This window comes from Paenibacillus dendritiformis (genome assembly GCF_015845845.1).
Classification (GTDB): Bacteria; Bacillota; Bacilli; order Paenibacillales; family Paenibacillaceae; genus Paenibacillus_B; species Paenibacillus_B dendritiformis_C.
On sequence record NZ_LDIG01000133.1, the window covers coordinates 1 to 16,501 of the forward strand.

The 16,501-nt window shown below is 54.4% G+C and carries 17 protein-coding genes; 12 read left to right on the forward strand and 5 right to left on the reverse strand.

Annotation, left to right across the window (positions count from 1 at the left end; genetic code table 11):
• The first annotated feature begins 264 nt into the window (after positions 1–264).
• The 7 genes from ABD76_RS12355 to ABD76_RS12385 all read left to right on the forward strand — a co-directional run bounded on the left by ABD76_RS12355 (position 265) and on the right by ABD76_RS12385 (position 5,824).
• On the forward strand, positions 265–765 hold the full coding sequence (locus ABD76_RS12355; protein ID WP_197257256.1) for a phosphatidylglycerophosphatase A family protein: 501 nt from the start codon (positions 265–267) through the stop codon (positions 763–765).
• A 143-nt stretch (positions 766–908) separates the two neighbouring features.
• Entirely contained in the window at positions 909–1,097 is a 189-nt protein-coding gene (locus tag ABD76_RS12360) for a glutamate decarboxylase (RefSeq protein WP_087445247.1), read from the forward strand.
• Between the two features lie 125 nt (positions 1,098–1,222).
• The gene (accD, locus tag ABD76_RS12365) at positions 1,223–2,104 is read left to right on the forward strand and encodes an acetyl-CoA carboxylase, carboxyltransferase subunit beta (RefSeq protein ID WP_168181691.1); all 882 of its coding nucleotides are present in this window, start codon (positions 1,223–1,225) and stop codon (positions 2,102–2,104) included.
• The gene (locus ABD76_RS12370) at positions 2,094–3,074 is read left to right on the forward strand and encodes an acetyl-CoA carboxylase carboxyl transferase subunit alpha (protein WP_197257258.1); all 981 of its coding nucleotides are present in this window, start codon (positions 2,094–2,096) and stop codon (positions 3,072–3,074) included. Before accD ends, ABD76_RS12370 begins: the two co-directional genes overlap by 11 nt.
• Before the next feature lie 145 nt (positions 3,075–3,219).
• On the forward strand, positions 3,220–4,653 hold the full coding sequence (gene pyk, locus ABD76_RS12375; protein WP_197257260.1) for a pyruvate kinase: 1,434 nt from the start codon (positions 3,220–3,222) through the stop codon (positions 4,651–4,653).
• Between the two features lie 123 nt (positions 4,654–4,776).
• A complete protein-coding gene (locus ABD76_RS12380; RefSeq protein WP_197257262.1) occupies positions 4,777–5,256 on the forward strand; it encodes an acyl-CoA thioesterase in 480 nt (159 codons plus the stop codon).
• 163 nt (positions 5,257–5,419) lie between these two features.
• The gene (locus tag ABD76_RS12385; RefSeq protein WP_197257264.1) at positions 5,420–5,824 is read left to right on the forward strand and encodes an FxsA family protein; all 405 of its coding nucleotides are present in this window, start codon (positions 5,420–5,422) and stop codon (positions 5,822–5,824) included.
• Positions 5,825–6,470: 646 nt separating this feature from the next.
• Here ABD76_RS12385 and ABD76_RS12390 read toward each other — a convergent pair.
• Positions 6,471–6,992 carry a ClbS/DfsB family four-helix bundle protein gene (locus tag ABD76_RS12390; protein ID WP_197257266.1) on the reverse strand — a complete coding sequence of 174 codons (522 nt, stop codon included), beginning with the start codon at positions 6,990–6,992 and terminating at the stop codon, positions 6,471–6,473.
• 194 nt (positions 6,993–7,186) lie between these two features.
• The gene (gene ytvI, locus ABD76_RS12395) at positions 7,187–8,302 is read right to left on the reverse strand and encodes a sporulation integral membrane protein YtvI (protein WP_197257268.1); all 1,116 of its coding nucleotides are present in this window, start codon (positions 8,300–8,302) and stop codon (positions 7,187–7,189) included.
• A gap of 316 nt (positions 8,303–8,618) precedes the next feature.
• Between ytvI and citZ the strand changes: the two genes are divergently transcribed.
• From citZ to ABD76_RS12415, 4 genes are all read left to right on the forward strand, one after another.
• A complete protein-coding gene (gene citZ, locus ABD76_RS12400; RefSeq protein WP_197257270.1) occupies positions 8,619–9,731 on the forward strand; it encodes a citrate synthase in 1,113 nt (370 codons plus the stop codon).
• A 151-nt stretch (positions 9,732–9,882) separates the two neighbouring features.
• The gene (icd, locus tag ABD76_RS12405; protein WP_197257272.1) at positions 9,883–11,181 is read left to right on the forward strand and encodes an NADP-dependent isocitrate dehydrogenase; all 1,299 of its coding nucleotides are present in this window, start codon (positions 9,883–9,885) and stop codon (positions 11,179–11,181) included.
• Positions 11,182–11,194: 13 nt separating this feature from the next.
• Positions 11,195–12,136, forward strand: a complete 942-nt coding sequence (gene mdh / locus ABD76_RS12410; RefSeq protein WP_197257274.1) for a malate dehydrogenase — start codon at positions 11,195–11,197, stop codon at positions 12,134–12,136.
• 186 nt (positions 12,137–12,322) lie between these two features.
• A complete protein-coding gene (locus tag ABD76_RS12415) occupies positions 12,323–12,700 on the forward strand; it encodes a hypothetical protein (RefSeq protein WP_242069538.1) in 378 nt (125 codons plus the stop codon).
• A gap of 80 nt (positions 12,701–12,780) precedes the next feature.
• Here the strand turns inward: ABD76_RS12415 and ABD76_RS12420 are convergent, their stop codons facing one another.
• The 3 genes from ABD76_RS12420 to ABD76_RS12425 all read right to left on the reverse strand — a co-directional run bounded on the left by ABD76_RS12420 (position 12,781) and on the right by ABD76_RS12425 (position 14,815).
• Positions 12,781–13,509: an ABC transporter substrate-binding protein gene (locus ABD76_RS12420; protein ID WP_242069539.1), complete on the reverse strand. Its 729-nt coding sequence runs from the start codon at positions 13,507–13,509 to the stop codon at positions 12,781–12,783.
• Between the two features lie 62 nt (positions 13,510–13,571).
• On the reverse strand, positions 13,572–13,787 hold the full coding sequence (locus ABD76_RS29515; protein WP_242069540.1) for a hypothetical protein: 216 nt from the start codon (positions 13,785–13,787) through the stop codon (positions 13,572–13,574).
• A 167-nt stretch (positions 13,788–13,954) separates the two neighbouring features.
• Positions 13,955–14,815, reverse strand: a complete 861-nt coding sequence (locus tag ABD76_RS12425) for a FecCD family ABC transporter permease (RefSeq protein WP_242069541.1) — start codon at positions 14,813–14,815, stop codon at positions 13,955–13,957.
• 225 nt (positions 14,816–15,040) lie between these two features.
• On the opposite strand from ABD76_RS12425, the gene ABD76_RS12430 reads away from it, so the two are divergent.
• Complete coding sequence (locus tag ABD76_RS12430) at positions 15,041–16,444, forward strand: oleate hydratase (protein WP_197257278.1); 1,404 nt, start codon at positions 15,041–15,043, stop codon at positions 16,442–16,444.
• Positions 16,445–16,501: the final 57 nt, after the last annotated feature.

Below are 16,501 nucleotides of genomic sequence, written 5' to 3' on the forward strand. Positions count from 1 at the left end.
GCTCCTCCGGACGCAGCCCGGCCCGCTGCCGACCGTGCTGTTCTACGAACGCGAGCAGCAGCTTCTCGCGTTGAACGACTCGTACGCGCTCAAGCCTTCGCCGGAGCTGTTCAAGCGCATCGAGGCGCTGTTCGGCGAAGGAAGCGTACGCGTAAAATAATGATAGAGCGGTGAACATTTCCCCGCCCTTCCGCATACATTTTAGATACGTCTCAAATGCAGGAGACAAGTCCGAACGGAGGACTGGGAAGGGAGGGGATCGCCATGCCGACCGATATGGCCGAGCAGTGGCTCAACCGGCGGGGTGTCACCCTGGACAGCATCGCGGACATCGTGTATCAGCTTCAGTCGCCTTACAATGCGTCGCTGACGATGGACGCGTGCCTGGAGAGCGTGCGGACGGTAATCCGCAAGCGGGAAGTGCAGTATACGCTCATCACAGGCATTGCCCTGGATGAGCTGGCGGAGCAGAAGCGGCTGCCCGAGCCGCTGCAATCGATTATGGAGGCGGATGAATCCTTGTACGGCGTGGACGAGACGCTCGCGATGGGGATTACGAACGTATACGGCATGATTGGATTAACGAGCTTCGGCTATTTGGACAAAGCGAAGAGCGGCGTCATCCGCGAACTCAACGATAACCGGGATCAGGTGCACGTCTTTCTTGACGATATCGTCGCCGGATTAGCGGCGGCGGCTTCCGCCCGCATCGCTCACCGGAACCGGGACGCGCGCAGCTATAATCCGGCAGATGAGGCGTTGTAGCTTGAGCGAATGCTCCGAAGACTCCCCTGACATACATGACGGCGAACGATTACACCGGATTTGGTTGCGGTGAAAATGTCAATTATGTTATCATTATGGCATTATATGAGCCGTACTTGGGACGTTAGGGGGGTCATACGCGCATGTGGACAGTCATCTACATCGCTCCGACTGCCAATTTAGCAGAGAAGATCCGGATCAGATTGACAGAGGAAGGATTTCTCGTTCAGGTTCGACCTGTCCATCTCTCCAAACAACAATTTGAAATCCTGGTACCTTCCGGGGAAGTCGAGGAAGTTCAAGAGGTGCTCAATTCGATTTTGCATGCATGAGACGGCTGATGGATGAACGCTAGGTTGTTCAGACAGCCGATTTTTATTGCCTGCGGTTAGGACAATCTCCGGGGAGCCGCAACGCTGCTCCTTGCTGAGAAATCACGCCTAAAGAGGTGTAACGGGTGTTTAAAGACTTATTTCAAAAGAAAAAGTACGCAACAGTACCTTCGCCGATAATGAACGATGATCGTCCTAAGCGTGAAATACCCGAAGGGTTGATGAACAAATGCCCGAAATGCGGCACGATTCAGTATCATAAAGAATTGCAAAAAAACCTGAAGGTATGCTCGGAGTGCAATCATCATCTGCGATTGAATGCGTGGGAACGCATCGAAATGACCTTGGATGAAGGCCGTTTCTTTGAATATGACGCGGAAATGGATTCGGTCGACCCGCTTCAGTTCCCGGATTATATGGAGAAGCTGAATCTTCAAAAAGCAAAGACGGGTCTGAAAGAAGCTGTAGTTACCGGCGAAGGCACCATTGGCGGTTTTCCGGTTGTGGTTGCCGTCATGAGCTTTGAGTTCTTCACGGGAAGCATGGGTTCGGTCGTCGGCGAGAAGGTGACGCGCGCGATCGAGACGGCGCAGCAGAAGCAATATCCTCTGATCATCTTCTCCACCTCCGGGGGAGCGCGGATGCAGGAGAGCATCCTGAGCTTGATGCAGATGGCGAAGACGAGCGCGGCTCTGGCCAAGTTCCACGAGGCCGGCGGTTTGTACATTTCCGTCTTCACCGATCCGACGATGGGCGGCGTATCGGCCAGCTTCGCGATGCTTGGCGACATTATTCTCGCGGAGCCAGGCGCTAGAATCGGCTTTGCCGGGCGGATTGTCATCGAGCAGACGATTCGCCAGAAGCTGCCGGACGAGTTCCAGACGGCGGAATTTAACTTGAAGCACGGACAGATCGATCTGGTCGTCCCGCGCAAGGACATGCGCCAAACATTGATCAAGCTGATTGATCTGCATACCGTGAAAGGAGAGGTGACGCATGGCGGGTGAGCTTCCGTTCGAGCAGCCTTTGGTAGAGTTGAAGAAGAAAATTGACGAGCTTAAGCGGTTCGGCGAAGAAAAAAACATAGACTTTACTGAAGAGATCGCCCGGTTGGAGCAGCGTTACGCCAAGCTGGCCGAGGACATTTACACCACGATTAGTCCGTCCCAGAAAATGCACTTGGCACGGCATCATCAACGTCCGACCGCGCTTGATTTCATTCAGCATATTTTTACCGATTTCATCGAACTGCACGGCGACCGCCTGTTCGGCGACGATCTCGCGATCGTCGGCGGATTGGCGCGTCTGAACGGCATTCCCGTCACGGTCATCGGCCATCAGCGCGGGAAGGATACGAAGGACAATATTGCCCGCTTTTTCGGGAGCCCCCATCCGGAAGGCTTCCGCAAGGCGCTGCGCCTGATGCAGCAAGCGGACAAGTTCAAGCGCCCGATCATTACGTTCATCGACACGAAGGGCGCTTATCCGGGCAATACCGCGGAAGAGCGCGGTCAATCCGAGGCGATCGCCCGCAATCTGCGGGATATGATGCTGCTCCGCGTTCCGGTCATATGTGTCGTTATCGGCGAGGGCGGCAGCGGCGGAGCCTTGGCGTTGGGCGTGGGCAACCGTGTGCTGATGCTTGAAAATGCGATCTATTCCGCTATCTCCCCGAACGGGGCGGCCTCCATTCTGTGGAAGGATGCATCGAAGGCCGATCAGGCGGCGGAAGCGATGAAGATTACGGCAGACGATCTGAAGGAAATGGACGTCATCGAGGAGATCATTCCCGAACCTCAGGGCGGGGCCCACAAAGACGTGGAGGCCGCTTCAGCCGAAGTCAAAGAAGCGCTTGTCCGCCATCTGTCAGAGCTGCTGGCGATGAGCGCCGAGGAACTGCGGGAGGACCGTTACGAGAAATTCCGCCGCATCGGGGTTTTTGAAGAACAAACCAAGGTCGGAAGTGCCGAATCATAAAAACGGTATATGCTGGCAAAACTAAATATTATGATAATCTTCATATACAAACTTGCCGATTTATAGTAAATTAGATAGATGAGAGCATACGCAAGATATGCAAAAGTAGACATAAAAAGAGAGCACAACATTGGAGGAAACTCATATGCGTAAAACGAAAATTGTCTGTACGATCGGTCCTTCCAGCGAATCCTTGGAAAACATCAAGAAATTGATTATGGCCGGCATGAACGTCGCCCGTCTGAACTTCTCGCACGGCGACTTCGAAGAGCACGGCAACCGCATCAAAAATATTCGCCAGGCTTGTGCCGAACTGAACAAGACAGTTGCTATCTTGCTCGATACCAAAGGCCCTGAAATCCGTACGGGAAAATTGGCCGTAGAGCCGATTGACCTCGTTCAGGACGAATATGTTACATTGACGACGGAAGAAATTTTGGGAGACAAGGACCGCATCTCGGTTACATATAAAGAATTGCCGCAAGATGTGGAAGTCGGTTCGACGATTCTAATCGACGACGGTCTGATCGGGCTGTCTGTCGTTGATATTCAAGGCACGGAGATCAAATGTAAAATCGTTAACGGCGGAACGATTAAGAGCAAAAAAGGCGTAAACGTTCCAGGCGTGAAGATTTCCCTGCCGGGCATTACGGAGAAAGACGCAAATGATATCCGCTTCGGGATTGAACAGGGTATCGATTTCATTGCGGCTTCTTTTGTGCGTAAAGCGAGCGACGTCATGGAGATCCGCAACCTGCTCGAAGAGAACAAGGCAGGCCATATCCAGATCATCTCGAAAATCGAGAACCAAGAAGGCGTGGACAACCTCGACGAGATTCTGGAAGTGTCCGACGGCCTGATGGTTGCGCGCGGAGACCTCGGCGTCGAGATTCCGGCGGAAGAAGTGCCGCTCGTTCAGAAGCGAATGATTGAGAAGTGCAACCTGGCCGGCAAGCCGGTCATTACCGCAACGCAAATGCTTGATTCCATGCAGCGCAACCCGCGTCCGACCCGCGCCGAAGCGAGCGACGTGGCGAACGCCATCTTCGATGGAACGGATGCAATCATGCTGTCCGGCGAGACGGCTGCAGGTAAATATCCGGTAGAGTCGGTGCTGACGATGTCCCGCATTGCGGAGAAGGCCGAGTCTGCGCTCGAATACCATGAGATTCTGGCGAAGCAAAGCTCGAAGCAGCAGGCTACCGTAACCGACGCTATCAGCCAAGCGGTAGCGAACTCTGCATTGGAGCTGGATGCGAAGGCGATTATCAGCTCTACGCAGACAGGCTATACGGCACGGATGGTATCCAAATACCGTCCGAAGGCGCCAATCATCGCCGTCACTCCATCGGAGCAAGTGATGCGCGGGCTGTGCCTGTCCTGGGGCGTCGTTACGGTCAAGAGCGAAGCGGCGAATTCGACAGACGAAATGTTCGATGAAGCGGTTCGCGGCGGCGTGAAGACGGGGATCGTATCTGAAGGCGACCTCGTTGTCATTACTGCTGGCGTGCCTACCGGCTGCGCTGGTTCCACGAACTTGATCAAGATTAGCCAAATCGGTCAAAACCGCCTTTCTTAATCGAAAGATTTTGACACGGATACACGATTCTATAAAAACAAGCAGAAGCAATGGTGCAACCGCCATTGCTTCTGTTGCATTTGTGAGCGGAGGCTCCATAGGATACAATAGGGGGGAATGGGAATGAGCGATTCCAGAATCAGCCCGCAAGCTGCGTGGCATGGATTCCCGTTGCGCGTCCGATATCAGGAGACCGACCGGATGGACGTTGTCTTCCACGGCAATTACGTTACCTGGTTCGAGGTCGGCCGCACGGAATGGATTCGGGCCCAAGGTTTAACCTACCGTGAACTGGAAGCGCGGGGATTGCTGCTGCCGGTCGTTGATCTGCACCTGCATTTTATGCGTCCGGCAGTATACGACGACACGGTTGTCGTGTTCACGAAGCTCATCCAACGGACGGCTCTGCGCCTTACCTTCGCCTCCTGCATCTGCCGCGCAGGCGAGGGGGTTGCCGAAGCCGGCTGGTATGCCGAGCCGGAGGGGGAGCGCCTCGTCGAAGGCGAGACGACGCTGGCATGGCTGAACGCGGACTGGAGGCCGGCCCGGATTGAGCGGGAAGCGCCTGATGTATGGGAGCTGTTGAAGCAGGCATGCCCTTGACGCTCCTTCCAAGGCTGCTCCGTATCGGCGGATGTTCGCGTCGCGGATCGGATGACCGCTCGGCCATCGGCGATGAGCAAGGGAAATAATGTGGCAAGCTGCGCTCGCGCAAGCCTAGGCTTCGTGGCGGCAGCATGAACTTCAGTGGGAAGGAGATGCGAGCATGAACCCGATCATGATAGGCATACTTATCGTATTGACCTTAATTCCGGCCTTGGAGATCTACGGCTTCCTCCTCGTCAGCGGCTGGATAGGAGGGTGGAACACATTCCTCCTGATCCTCCTGACCAGTGTGATCGGCGCGATCATCGCGCGCTACGAGGCGGCCCAAGTATGGGGAGATGCCCAGAAGCAGCTTCAAGCGAGACAGGTTCCGGGACGGGCGGTCATTGACGGTCTCTGTATATTGGCGGGCGGCGTGCTGCTGCTGACCCCCGGGTTTTTCACGGATATATTGGGCTTCACGCTCGTGTTTCCGCTGACCCGGCCCCTATACAGGCATTACTTGCTTAAATGGATTGAAAAGAAAATGAAGGATGGCAGCTTCATCTACTATCGCCGATATTGATGAAGGTCTGCCTGAGCAGACAACGACATGATGCGTGCATCATGTCGTTGTTCCGTTCCGGCCGCACATGAGCGTTACCCCCCATCGGTCAGGACAGGGAGGCGTGTATGAGCCCTTATGGACGATATCCCATAGTATCAGGTCAAGTGAGCATAGCATACCCTTATGGACGATATCCCACTATGTCAGGACCCGTTGGCAAGTATGAGCGCCTTATATACGATATCCCATTCCGTCAGGGCGGATAAGTACGCATCAGCGACTTATATAAGCGTTATCCCATTCTATCAGGACAGGTGAGCGCGAAGGGCAAGCGGCTTTACGCCCTACCTACCCAGTCTTTTTGGTTGGCAGGCTGCGTCCTCTGACTCGTTGGGATATTGGCTATAAGAGCTTCCCGATAGTACATTTCCATTCGACAAAGCCCACTTCACAAGAACAAGCACATTAGCACAAAAACAAACACTAGCACAGGGACAGGCTCTAGTCACAAACTGGCACAGAAACAAGCTCTAGTCACAAGAAATATCTAGCGTACCCGACACTTTCCATCATAAGCCACTATGTGCGAAGGCTTGGCGGGGCGCATTCCCTCCCTTCCAGGTTCCAGGAGCTATATCGACGGGGCAGACACACACATGTTGAACTATGCTTGTCCCTGAAGTTTTTTCCATTTCCTGATCTTGGTCCGGAATGTTTTGAAGGGAGCGGCGGAATTGATGTGGATCCACCGGGCCATGGGCCAGTTCGGCTTGTCCCCGGTCCATTTGCGGACAGATTGTATGAACAGCTCTTCCTCGCTCAAGCTGTCGATCCAGTCCAGCCACTCGCGTTCGGTGTGCCGGAACAACTCCCGGAGCTCGGTCAAGGAATGATCGGCGTAAGCAGCGTAGAACGATTGGTACAGAGGGCCGAGCTGGTTCCATTTATAACCCGGCGCCGGCATGATAACGGGTTTACCTGCCAGCTCATCTTTGTCCCAGCCCATAACAAGGTTCAGCCAACCGAGCTGGTAGGCAATGACTTCGGCGGGAGTTCGATCGGCTTCCGGAACTCTGCAGTCCTTTTGATTATCGTCAATCCCATCGAACTCGCCATCCAGCAGCAGATAAGCGGCATGAATGGCTTCCTTTAGTTCTTTTTTTGAGGCGTATTCGTAGCTTGCCATGGCGGCGCTCCTTTTCAGGTTTTCTTTTTATTCTACTAGATCGAACCTGACAGCCCTATGTCATATTTTGAATAGTCCCCGCAGCAATAATAGATAACTATACGTCGATATCACGGGACCGAAGCTCCAGGAACGGAAAAATGAGGAGGATTTCTCCCCCTCTCGCGGGTGTGCGCCATTCTTGCCACGGCTTCTCAATGCCTTCCGGCCATGATGTAGTTGCGCAAGTCCGTGAAGATTCCGGCCCGGTGCAGCGCGGCGATGATAACGACGGCGACGGGCCCGGCGATCAGTCCGAGCACGCCGAGCAGCTTGAGACCGGCAAAGGTGGCCATAAGCATGATAAGCGGATCGAGCCCAAGGCTGGAGGCGAGCACTTTCGGTTCCATCACCTGGCGGGCGACGAGGACAATCGCATAGAGGACGGCAAGTCCAATGCCGAAGGAGGTATTCCCGATCGCGAAGCTGTATATTATCCAAGGCACCATGACCGCTCCGACGCCCAGGTAAGGGAGAAGGTCGACGAGTCCGACCAGCAGCCCGATCGTGATCGCGTAGTCGACTCGGAGCAGAATAAGGCCGATCGTAACGAAGACCATCGTCATGGAGATGAGCAGGAACTGAGCCCGGCAGTAGCCGAACAGGGCCCCCTTCAGATCATGCCAGATGGTGCCGGCCGGCGTCCGAAGCGGCTCCTGCACCCAGGAGAGCACCACGCGCCGCCAACGCAGCCAATCCTTGCTGATGAAAAAGGCGGCAAGCAGGACAACGATTGCGATGGTCGCGACGTTAGGCAGGCTGGTCAGCAGCCGGACGATGCCGTCCAGGAAGAGCGTAATCAGATTCGTAATCGCGGTTGTTACGGTCTGCGCGGTATCGGCCAGATTGCGGTTGATCGAATCCTGGACATTGGGATTGTCTTTGTAGAGCGAGCTGATCAAGTGGATGAACTGCTGCACCTCCCCGCTGTCGAAAAAACGGATGAACAGTTCCCGCCATTGGTTGAGCGTATAATCCATCGTTAACGATACCGTATATATTTCCTTGACGATGCGCGTAATGACGGCGGCCGCAATCGTCATCATTCCGAGCAGGAACAGCAGCAGCGACACCGTGACGCTGAGCCAGCGGGGAAAGCGGAGCGATTCGCTCATCCAATCGACGATCGGGTTCAGGAGGAGCGCGATCAGCCATGCGATCAAGAACGGGTACATCACGGGCAAGAGAACGTAGCAAGCAGCACAGACAAGGATGGATCCTCCCAGGACAAGGCTTCCTCTCCACAGCCGTTTCAACAGTATGTGATTCATTTTCCCGTCTCCTTTCCGGCTTGGGTGACCGGGATTCCTGCTTCCCGGATCCGAACGTGGGACAGACCTCTATATGTAATGCTATGCTTAAAATCACAAGACTTTCATTTTTATTTTCACAAAAAGCATTTATAGACGTGATAAAGCATTTCTATCCACATTCTGTAATGAAACCGTTCACAGTTCCGACAAAATCCTTTATGATTTAAAGTAGAAAGAACCTGCCTATTTCCAAATAGTCAGGGAACATCAGGATTGGCAGAGAAAAGGGAAGCTGGGATTGATATAGGTTAGTAATGCAAAGGAGAGAGGACAGATGACAGCGACGAAAGGTTTGGAAGGTATTGTTGCAGCGGAATCGTCGATCAGCTCGATTATCGACGGCACGCTGACCTACCGCGGTTACAATATCGACGATTTGGCTGATTACGCAACCTTTGAAGAGATCGTGTACTTGCTCTGGCATGGCAAGCTGCCGAACCGTGACGAATTATCTGCATTACAGAAGCAATTCGATGAGAATGCGGCAATTTCTCCTGCCGTCATCGATCAAATGAGATTGTATCCGTCGAACGCCAATACGATGGCTGTTCTCCGCTCCGCGATTTCCGCCCTGGCTCTGTATGACGAGTTGGCAGACGATATGAGCCGGGAGGCGAATATCGCAAAGGCGGTCAAGCTGCAGGCGAAGCTGCCTACCGTGGTCGCCGCTTATGCGCGGCTTCGCGCGGGCAAGGAGCCGGTGGCTCCGCAAGCCGGCCGTTCTATCGCATACAATTTCCTGTATATGCTGACCGGGGAAGATCCGGAGATAAGCGCAGTGAAGGCGATGGACAAAGCGCTCGTCCTTCACGCAGATCATGAGTTAAACGCTTCCACGTTCGCCGCTCGCGTCACGGTGGCGACGCTGTCCGACATTTATTCCGGCGTCGTGTCGGCTATTGGAGCCTTGAAGGGACCTCTTCATGGCGGAGCCAACGAAGCCGTTATGAAGATGCTTGAAGAGATCGGATCGCTCGACCGCGTGGAGGATTACATCCAAGAAAAGCTCAACCGCAAAGAAAAGATCATGGGCTTCGGACACCGCGTCTACAAGAACGGAGATCCGCGCGCGAAGCATCTTCAGGCGATGTCTCGCGAGCTTGGCAGCAAGAGCGGCAATCTCGAGCTGTATAACATGTCGGTGCGCATCGAAGAGATTGTGACCGGTCAGAAGGGGCTGAAGCCGAACGTCGATTTCTATTCGGCATCGGTGTACACGCTGCTTGGCATTCCGCGCGATCTGTTTACTCCGATCTTCGCGGTAAGCCGGGTATCCGGATGGACGGCTCATATTTTGGAGCAGTACGAGAACAACCGGATTATTCGTCCGCGCGCCGAGTATACCGGCCCGGCCGTCCGGCGCTACGTTCCGCTTGCGGATCGATAATCGCCGGATACGAGGCGGAGCCGCATAATCGAATTGGCTTGTGCTACCAGACGGCGGGTTGCTACAATGGAGTTGTGGCTCCCGCCGATCGTATGGCAGATTGAGGCCGCATCGCGTGGTGGTGCGGCAATTTACTTAAGGAGGAACGTCCATGGTTCAATTGGAAAAGTTCGAGTTACCTACTGAAGGCGAGAAAATTACAATTCAAGACGGCAAGCTGCAAGTGCCTAACAATCCGATTATCCCGTTCATCGAAGGCGACGGAACGGGCCGCGATATTTGGCGCGCGTCGAAGCGGGTGCTCGATGCCGCGGTCGAGAAGGCGTACAAGGGCGAGCGCAAGCTGGCTTGGTACGAGGTGTTCGCGGGCGAGAAGGCCTACACCACATACGGCGAATGGCTGCCGAATGATACGCTGACAGCGATTCGTGAATATATCGTCGCGATCAAGGGACCATTGACGACGCCAATCGGCGGCGGCATCCGTTCCCTGAACGTCGCGCTTCGCCAAGAGCTGGATCTGTACACCTGCTTGCGGCCTGTCCGCTATTTCAACGGCGTTCCATCTCCGGTCAAGCGTCCGGAATTGGTTGACATGGTTATTTTCCGCGAAAATACCGAGGATATTTACGCTGGCATCGAGTACGCTTCCGGAACGGAAGAAGTGAAGAAAGTGATTGCCTTCCTGCAGCAGGAGATGGGCGTGAAGAAAATCCGCTTCCCTGAGACGTCCGGCATCGGCATCAAGCCGGTCTCTTCCGAAGGCTCGAAGCGCCTCGTGCGCGCGGCGATCGAATACGCGATCAAACATAAGCGCAAGAGCGTGACGCTGGTTCACAAAGGCAACATTATGAAGTTCACGGAAGGCGCGTTCAAGAACTGGGGCTACGAAGTGGCCGAGCAGGAATTCCCAGAGCAGACGTTCACTTGGGGCCAATACGACCGCATCAAGGAAGCGGAAGGCGTAGACGCGGCGAACAAGGCCCAAGCGGAAGCGGAAGCCGCGGGCAAGATCATCATCAAGGACGCCATCGCCGATATCGCGCTGCAGCAAGTGCTGACGCGTCCGAAGGATTTCGACGTCATCGCTACGCTGAACCTGAACGGCGACTACTTGTCCGACGCGCTGGCTGCGCAAGTTGGCGGCATCGGCATTGCGCCTGGCGCGAACATCAACTATGTGACCGGACATGCCATTTTCGAAGCGACTCACGGAACCGCGCCGAAGTACGCGGATCTCGATGTCGTTAATCCAGGCTCCGTTATTCTGTCCGGCGTCATGCTGCTGGAGCATCTCGGCTGGCAGGAAGCTGCCGACCTGATCTACAAAGGCATGGAGACAGCCATTAACAATAAGACCGTAACCTATGACTTCGCCCGTCTGATGGACGACGCAACGGAAGTGAAATGCTCGCAATTCGCTGATCATATCATTAACCATATGAAATAGGGGGTCGACCGGAATGGCTATTCGGCGCAGCAAGATTACGGTAGTAGGTGCGGGATTCACGGGCGCTACCACTGCCTTGATGCTTGCCCAAAAGGAGCTTGGAGACGTTGTGTTGGTGGATATCCCCCAACTCGAGAATCCAACCAAGGGGAAGGCGCTTGACATGCTGGAGGCAAGCCCGGTACAAGGGTTCGACAGCCAGATTACAGGCACCTCCAACTATGAAGATACGAAGGATTCGGATATCGTCATCATTACGGCGGGCGTTGCGCGCAAGCCGGGCATGAGCCGGGACGATCTCGTCAACACGAATGCCGGCATCGTCAAGTCCGTTTGTGAAAATGTGAAAAAGTATTGCCCCAATGCTTACGTCATCATTTTGAGCAACCCGGTCGATGCGATGACCTACGCCGCATTCAAGGCGCTCGGCTTCCCGAAGAACCGTGTCATCGGCCAATCCGGCGTGCTTGATACGGCACGTTACTGCACGTTCATCGCGCAGGAATTGAACGTGTCGGTGGAAGATGTCCGCGGGGTCGTGCTGGGTGGACATGGCGACGATATGGTGCCGCTCGTTCGGTACACGAATGTCGGCGGCGTGCCGATCGAGAAGTTGATTCCGAAGGAGCGCATTGATGCGATCGTGCAGCGGACCCGCGTCGGCGGCGGCGAGATCGTGAACCTGCTTGGCAACGGCAGTGCCTACTATGCGCCGGCGGCTTCGCTGGTACAGATGACCGAAGCGATTCTGAAGGACAAGAAGCGCATTCTCCCGGTCATCGCTTACCTGGAAGGCGAGTATGGATACGACCAGCTCTTCATGGGCGTATTGGCCGTACTGGGCGGCGACGGCATCGAGAGAGTGATCGAGATTGACTTGACGCCGGAAGAGCGGGCGGCATTGGACAAATCAGCCGAATCCGTACGGAATGTTATCAAAGTTGTTGCCGGATAAATCGAAATTGTGACAAATATTATAGCGATATGCAGAAAGATGGCCCGAAAAGGGCCATCTTTCTTTGTGTTCAGAGGAAGAGTCTAGTATAATAGGAACCAATATTACATACTTAACATGACTATGGAGGGAATGTTCCTTATGACCATGGCTCTTTTACTCTTGCATATCCTTGGGGCGGTCGCCATGGGGATATACGCGGTCATCCCGTTTGTCGTTAATAAGCTGAAGCTTGTATCGGCATCGGGACAGGAGGGGCTGCTGCTTGGCGTGCATTCCGCGAACCGGATAGCCCAGTACGCGCTGATCGCGCAATTTCTGACCGGCGGCTACTTGATTAGCAAAGGCAGCTATTCCTTGTTGTGGATTATTTTGACGATGGCGGTGTTCCTTGCCATTGCCGCGCTGGGCGGAATTATGGGCAAGCAGATCAAGGTTGCGCTGCAGTCGGCGAAGGCTGGCCAGAGCAATGCGGCAGCGATTGACAAGATGCAGATGTTCGCTACGCTCGTCTTCATCCTGTTTATCATCATGGTTATTTTGATGGTCTACCGCTATATTTAATCCTGCGCGGAACAGGCAAGGCCGTCCTGTATGTCATGCTGCATGACGTACGGGACGGCCTTTTTTTCGTGCCGAATGTTCTATTGTTTCAATACCATATCGCGCACCATTTCAAGCGCTTTTTCTTTGCCGAGCGGGAAGGTGCCCAACGACCATGTCGGATTGTCCAGCATATAGACGTGGCCGTTTTTGGCTGCCTTCAGCTTGCCCCACAGCTCGGATTTTTGCATGTCATCCAGCTTTTTTTGTGCCGCGGCCAGGTTGTTTCCGTACAGCCCCAAGAAAATATAGTCCGGATCGAATTTGAACAGATTTTCAAGAGAAACAATTTCCACGCTTGACTCCGTCGACGCTCCTTCGGCCATCGGCAGCTTCAAGTCGGAGAACAAGACGTCGCCGAGCAAAGCTTTTCCGTAAATCCGGTATTGCGACGCATTCGTCACGTACAGGGCAAATGTGGCATCTCCGGTGACGGCTTTAATTTCATCGCCGATTTTCTTGGCTTTCTCTTCATATTGGGCAAGCCATTCATTCATTTCCTTTTCTTTGCCCAGGATGCCGGCCATCTCCGGGAAGCGTTCGCGCCATGTGTAAAAATCGCCCTCCAACTGGACCGTCGGCGCAATTTGCGTGAGCTGATCATACAGCTTCTCCGTACGGCCGCTCGTAATAATCAAATCCGGGTTCAGCGCCATCACGTCTTCCACCTTCACGGAGCCGGCATCCACCAAGGTTACCCCTTCCAGCTTGTCCTTCAAGTAATCGGGCAGATCCGGGCCGGCTGACGACATAATCGGCTTGATGCCCATAATCAATAATTCTTCCGTTGCATAGGCAAGGTCCACAACGCGTTGAGGGTTTACCGGGATTTTCACTTCACCGCGCGATGTTTTGACCACCTTGAAGCCGTCTTTCTGCGTAGATCCCGCTTTTTGGTCTCTGTCTTTTCCCCCTCTGCCGCCTTTTCATTTTGCGGAGCTGCGCTTTCTTGGCTGCCCGTTGCCTGGGCGCCTTCCTTTTGCCCGCATCCTGTAAACATAAGTGCCAACACGAACACCAATGTTACGCTCATCAATCGTTTCATCATATCGGATTTCCTCATTTCATCTCTATTTTTATTTCGTGGCCCCATTTTGCCGTTCCATGATGATGATGTTGCTCATTTTCCAAGGCATCACCCCCTTTGGCATGTATGGCAATCTCGAAGCGTTAATAAGTTCCCTGCCGGTGTGGAATCGGCCAGGCGTTTATGGCCTATGTTCTGGTCTTCATTAAAAGGTAAAGAAAGTAGGGCGCTCCCAGCACGGAGATAACAATGCCGACGGGAATCTCCGTCCGGCTGAGGACATTGCGCGACAATAAATCCGCCGCCAACAGCAGCAGCGCCCCGACCAAGGTCGCGGTCGGAATCAGGAGCTGATGCTTGGGCCCGACCAGCTTGCGGGCGATATGAGGGGCGATCAGGCCGATGAAGCCGATGCCGCCGCCCGCGGCCACACAGGCTCCCGCCAATCCGGCGCTGGCGAAAATCAACTTGCCGCGCTCCCGCTCGACGCGCAAGCCGACGCCCGTAGCCAACGGGTCTCCGAGCTGGAGCACATTGAGATAACGCGCCTTCCACATCGAGTAGGGGACGAGGACCAATATCCAGGGCAGAACCGCAAGGACGAACGCCCAGCTCGTTCCCCACAGGCTGCCCGCCAGCCAGACCGTGGCATACATGAAGTTGGCGTTGGCTAATTTCAACGATAAGAACGTATTGACCGCACCGAGGCCGGCAGATACCGCGATTCCGACGAGAATCAACCGGATCGGAGTGATGCCTTGCTTCCAGGCCAGCGTAAAGATAAGCACGCACGTTGCCCCGGCGCCGACCAACGCGAACAGCGGAATCGTCATTGCCGGCAATACGCTCTTGATCTCCTTCGTCTCGAACACCAAATACATGAAAAGCACGACCGCCAGCCCGGCCCCGGCGTTAATTCCGAGAATCCCCGGATCGGCCAGCGCATTGCGCGACAATCCCTGCAGGATGAGGCCCGATACCGCCAGGCCGCACCCGATGAGCAGCGGGATGGAGAAAGGAATGGACGAGAATCCGGACCGGCTGATCAAAAAATTGAGCGATCTGCTGGAGGGGAATTTCTCCAAGGCGCTGCATCGCTATGAGCACAAGCCCCGCTAATCGGCGATCCCTCTTGCCAGAAATCTATACAATTTCTTGCGAATGACTAAAAATCATACAGCCGCCGCATATTGATGATTTTCCGGGCCGCCTTGGTGTAATACAGTTAGGTTGCTGAGGAACACAAGCAATCATCCCCAATGAAGGCGACGGTTATGAGCACGGAATACAACAACAAGCAAGTCTATTTTGTTGGCGGCGGCATCGCGTCACTCGCAGGCGCGGCTTTCCTGGTTCGAGACTGTGATTTCCCCGGTTTCCGCATTCATATCTTGGAAGAAATGAAAATACTCGGCGGCAGCAACGACGGTTCCGGCAATGGCGAACAAGGATATGTCATTCGCGGGGGCCGCATGCTGAATGACGAAACCTATGAGAACACCTGGGATCTGTTAAGCTCGATCCCTTCTATCGACGATCCCGCCAAATCGGTGAGAGAAGAAATTGTCGAGTTCGATACGGCTCATCCGACGCATTCGAATGCGCGGCTTGTCAACAAGCGCGGCGAGGTCCAGGACGTGACGTCGATGGGCTTCGACATGGCGGATCGAATCGCGATGTCCAAGCTTATTATGACGCCGGAAGAGAAGCTGGGCACGGCACGGATCCGGGATTGGTTCGGCCCGCATTTCTTCGAGACGAACTTCTGGTATATGTGGGCGACCACGTTCGCATTCCAGCCTTGGCATAGCGTCGCCGAGCTCAAACGGTACATGATCCGCTTCATGCATGAATTCCCTCGAATTCATACGCTGGAAGGGGTGACGAGAACTCCATACAATCAGTATGATTCCCTTACGGTTCCGCTCCACAATTATTTGGCGCAGCACGGCGTCGATTTCAATATGAAATGCACGGTGACCGATCTGGATTTCAAAGAAGGCAGCGGCATTACGGTAACGAAAATTCATTATGTCAGAGAAGGAGCTCCGGGAACGATAGAACTCCATGAGGGCGATCTTGTCATCGTGACAAACGGATCGATGACGGAGGGCTACAGCCTCGGCTCGATGACGGCCGCTCCGAGCCTGAACGGCAAGGGAAGCTCGTGGAAGCTGTGGGATCGGATCGCCGCGAAGAAGCCCGGATTGGGCAATCCTTCCACGTTCGACGAGCCGGAGCATGTCCGCGTGTTCTGGGGCTACGGTCTGTTCCCGGATAATGTCGGCGACGATGTGAAGAAAAAAATGTCGGACTGCACCGGAGAGGAGATATTGACGGAGCTGCTGAATCATCTTCATTTCCATGAGGATATGGAGGCGATTATTAAGACCGCCAACTGCATTCCGTGCATGATGCCGTATATTACGGCGCAATTCATGCCGCGCTCGATCGGCGACCGCCCGCAGGTCGTCCCGCATGGCTCCACGAATTTGGCCTTCGTCGGGCAATTCTGCGAGATTCCGGACGATGTCGTCTTTACGGAAGAATATTCGGTCCGATCCGCAAGAATCGCCGTGTATACGCTGCTGGGCATGAACAAGCCAATCGCCCCGATTAACGAGTATCAATATGATATTAGAACGCTGCTGAATGGACTGGTCACGTCCTTCCGGTAAGATTCCGGTAAGACGGGGCTTGAAGAGATGCGGCGATCGTGCCAAGCAAAGAGAGCG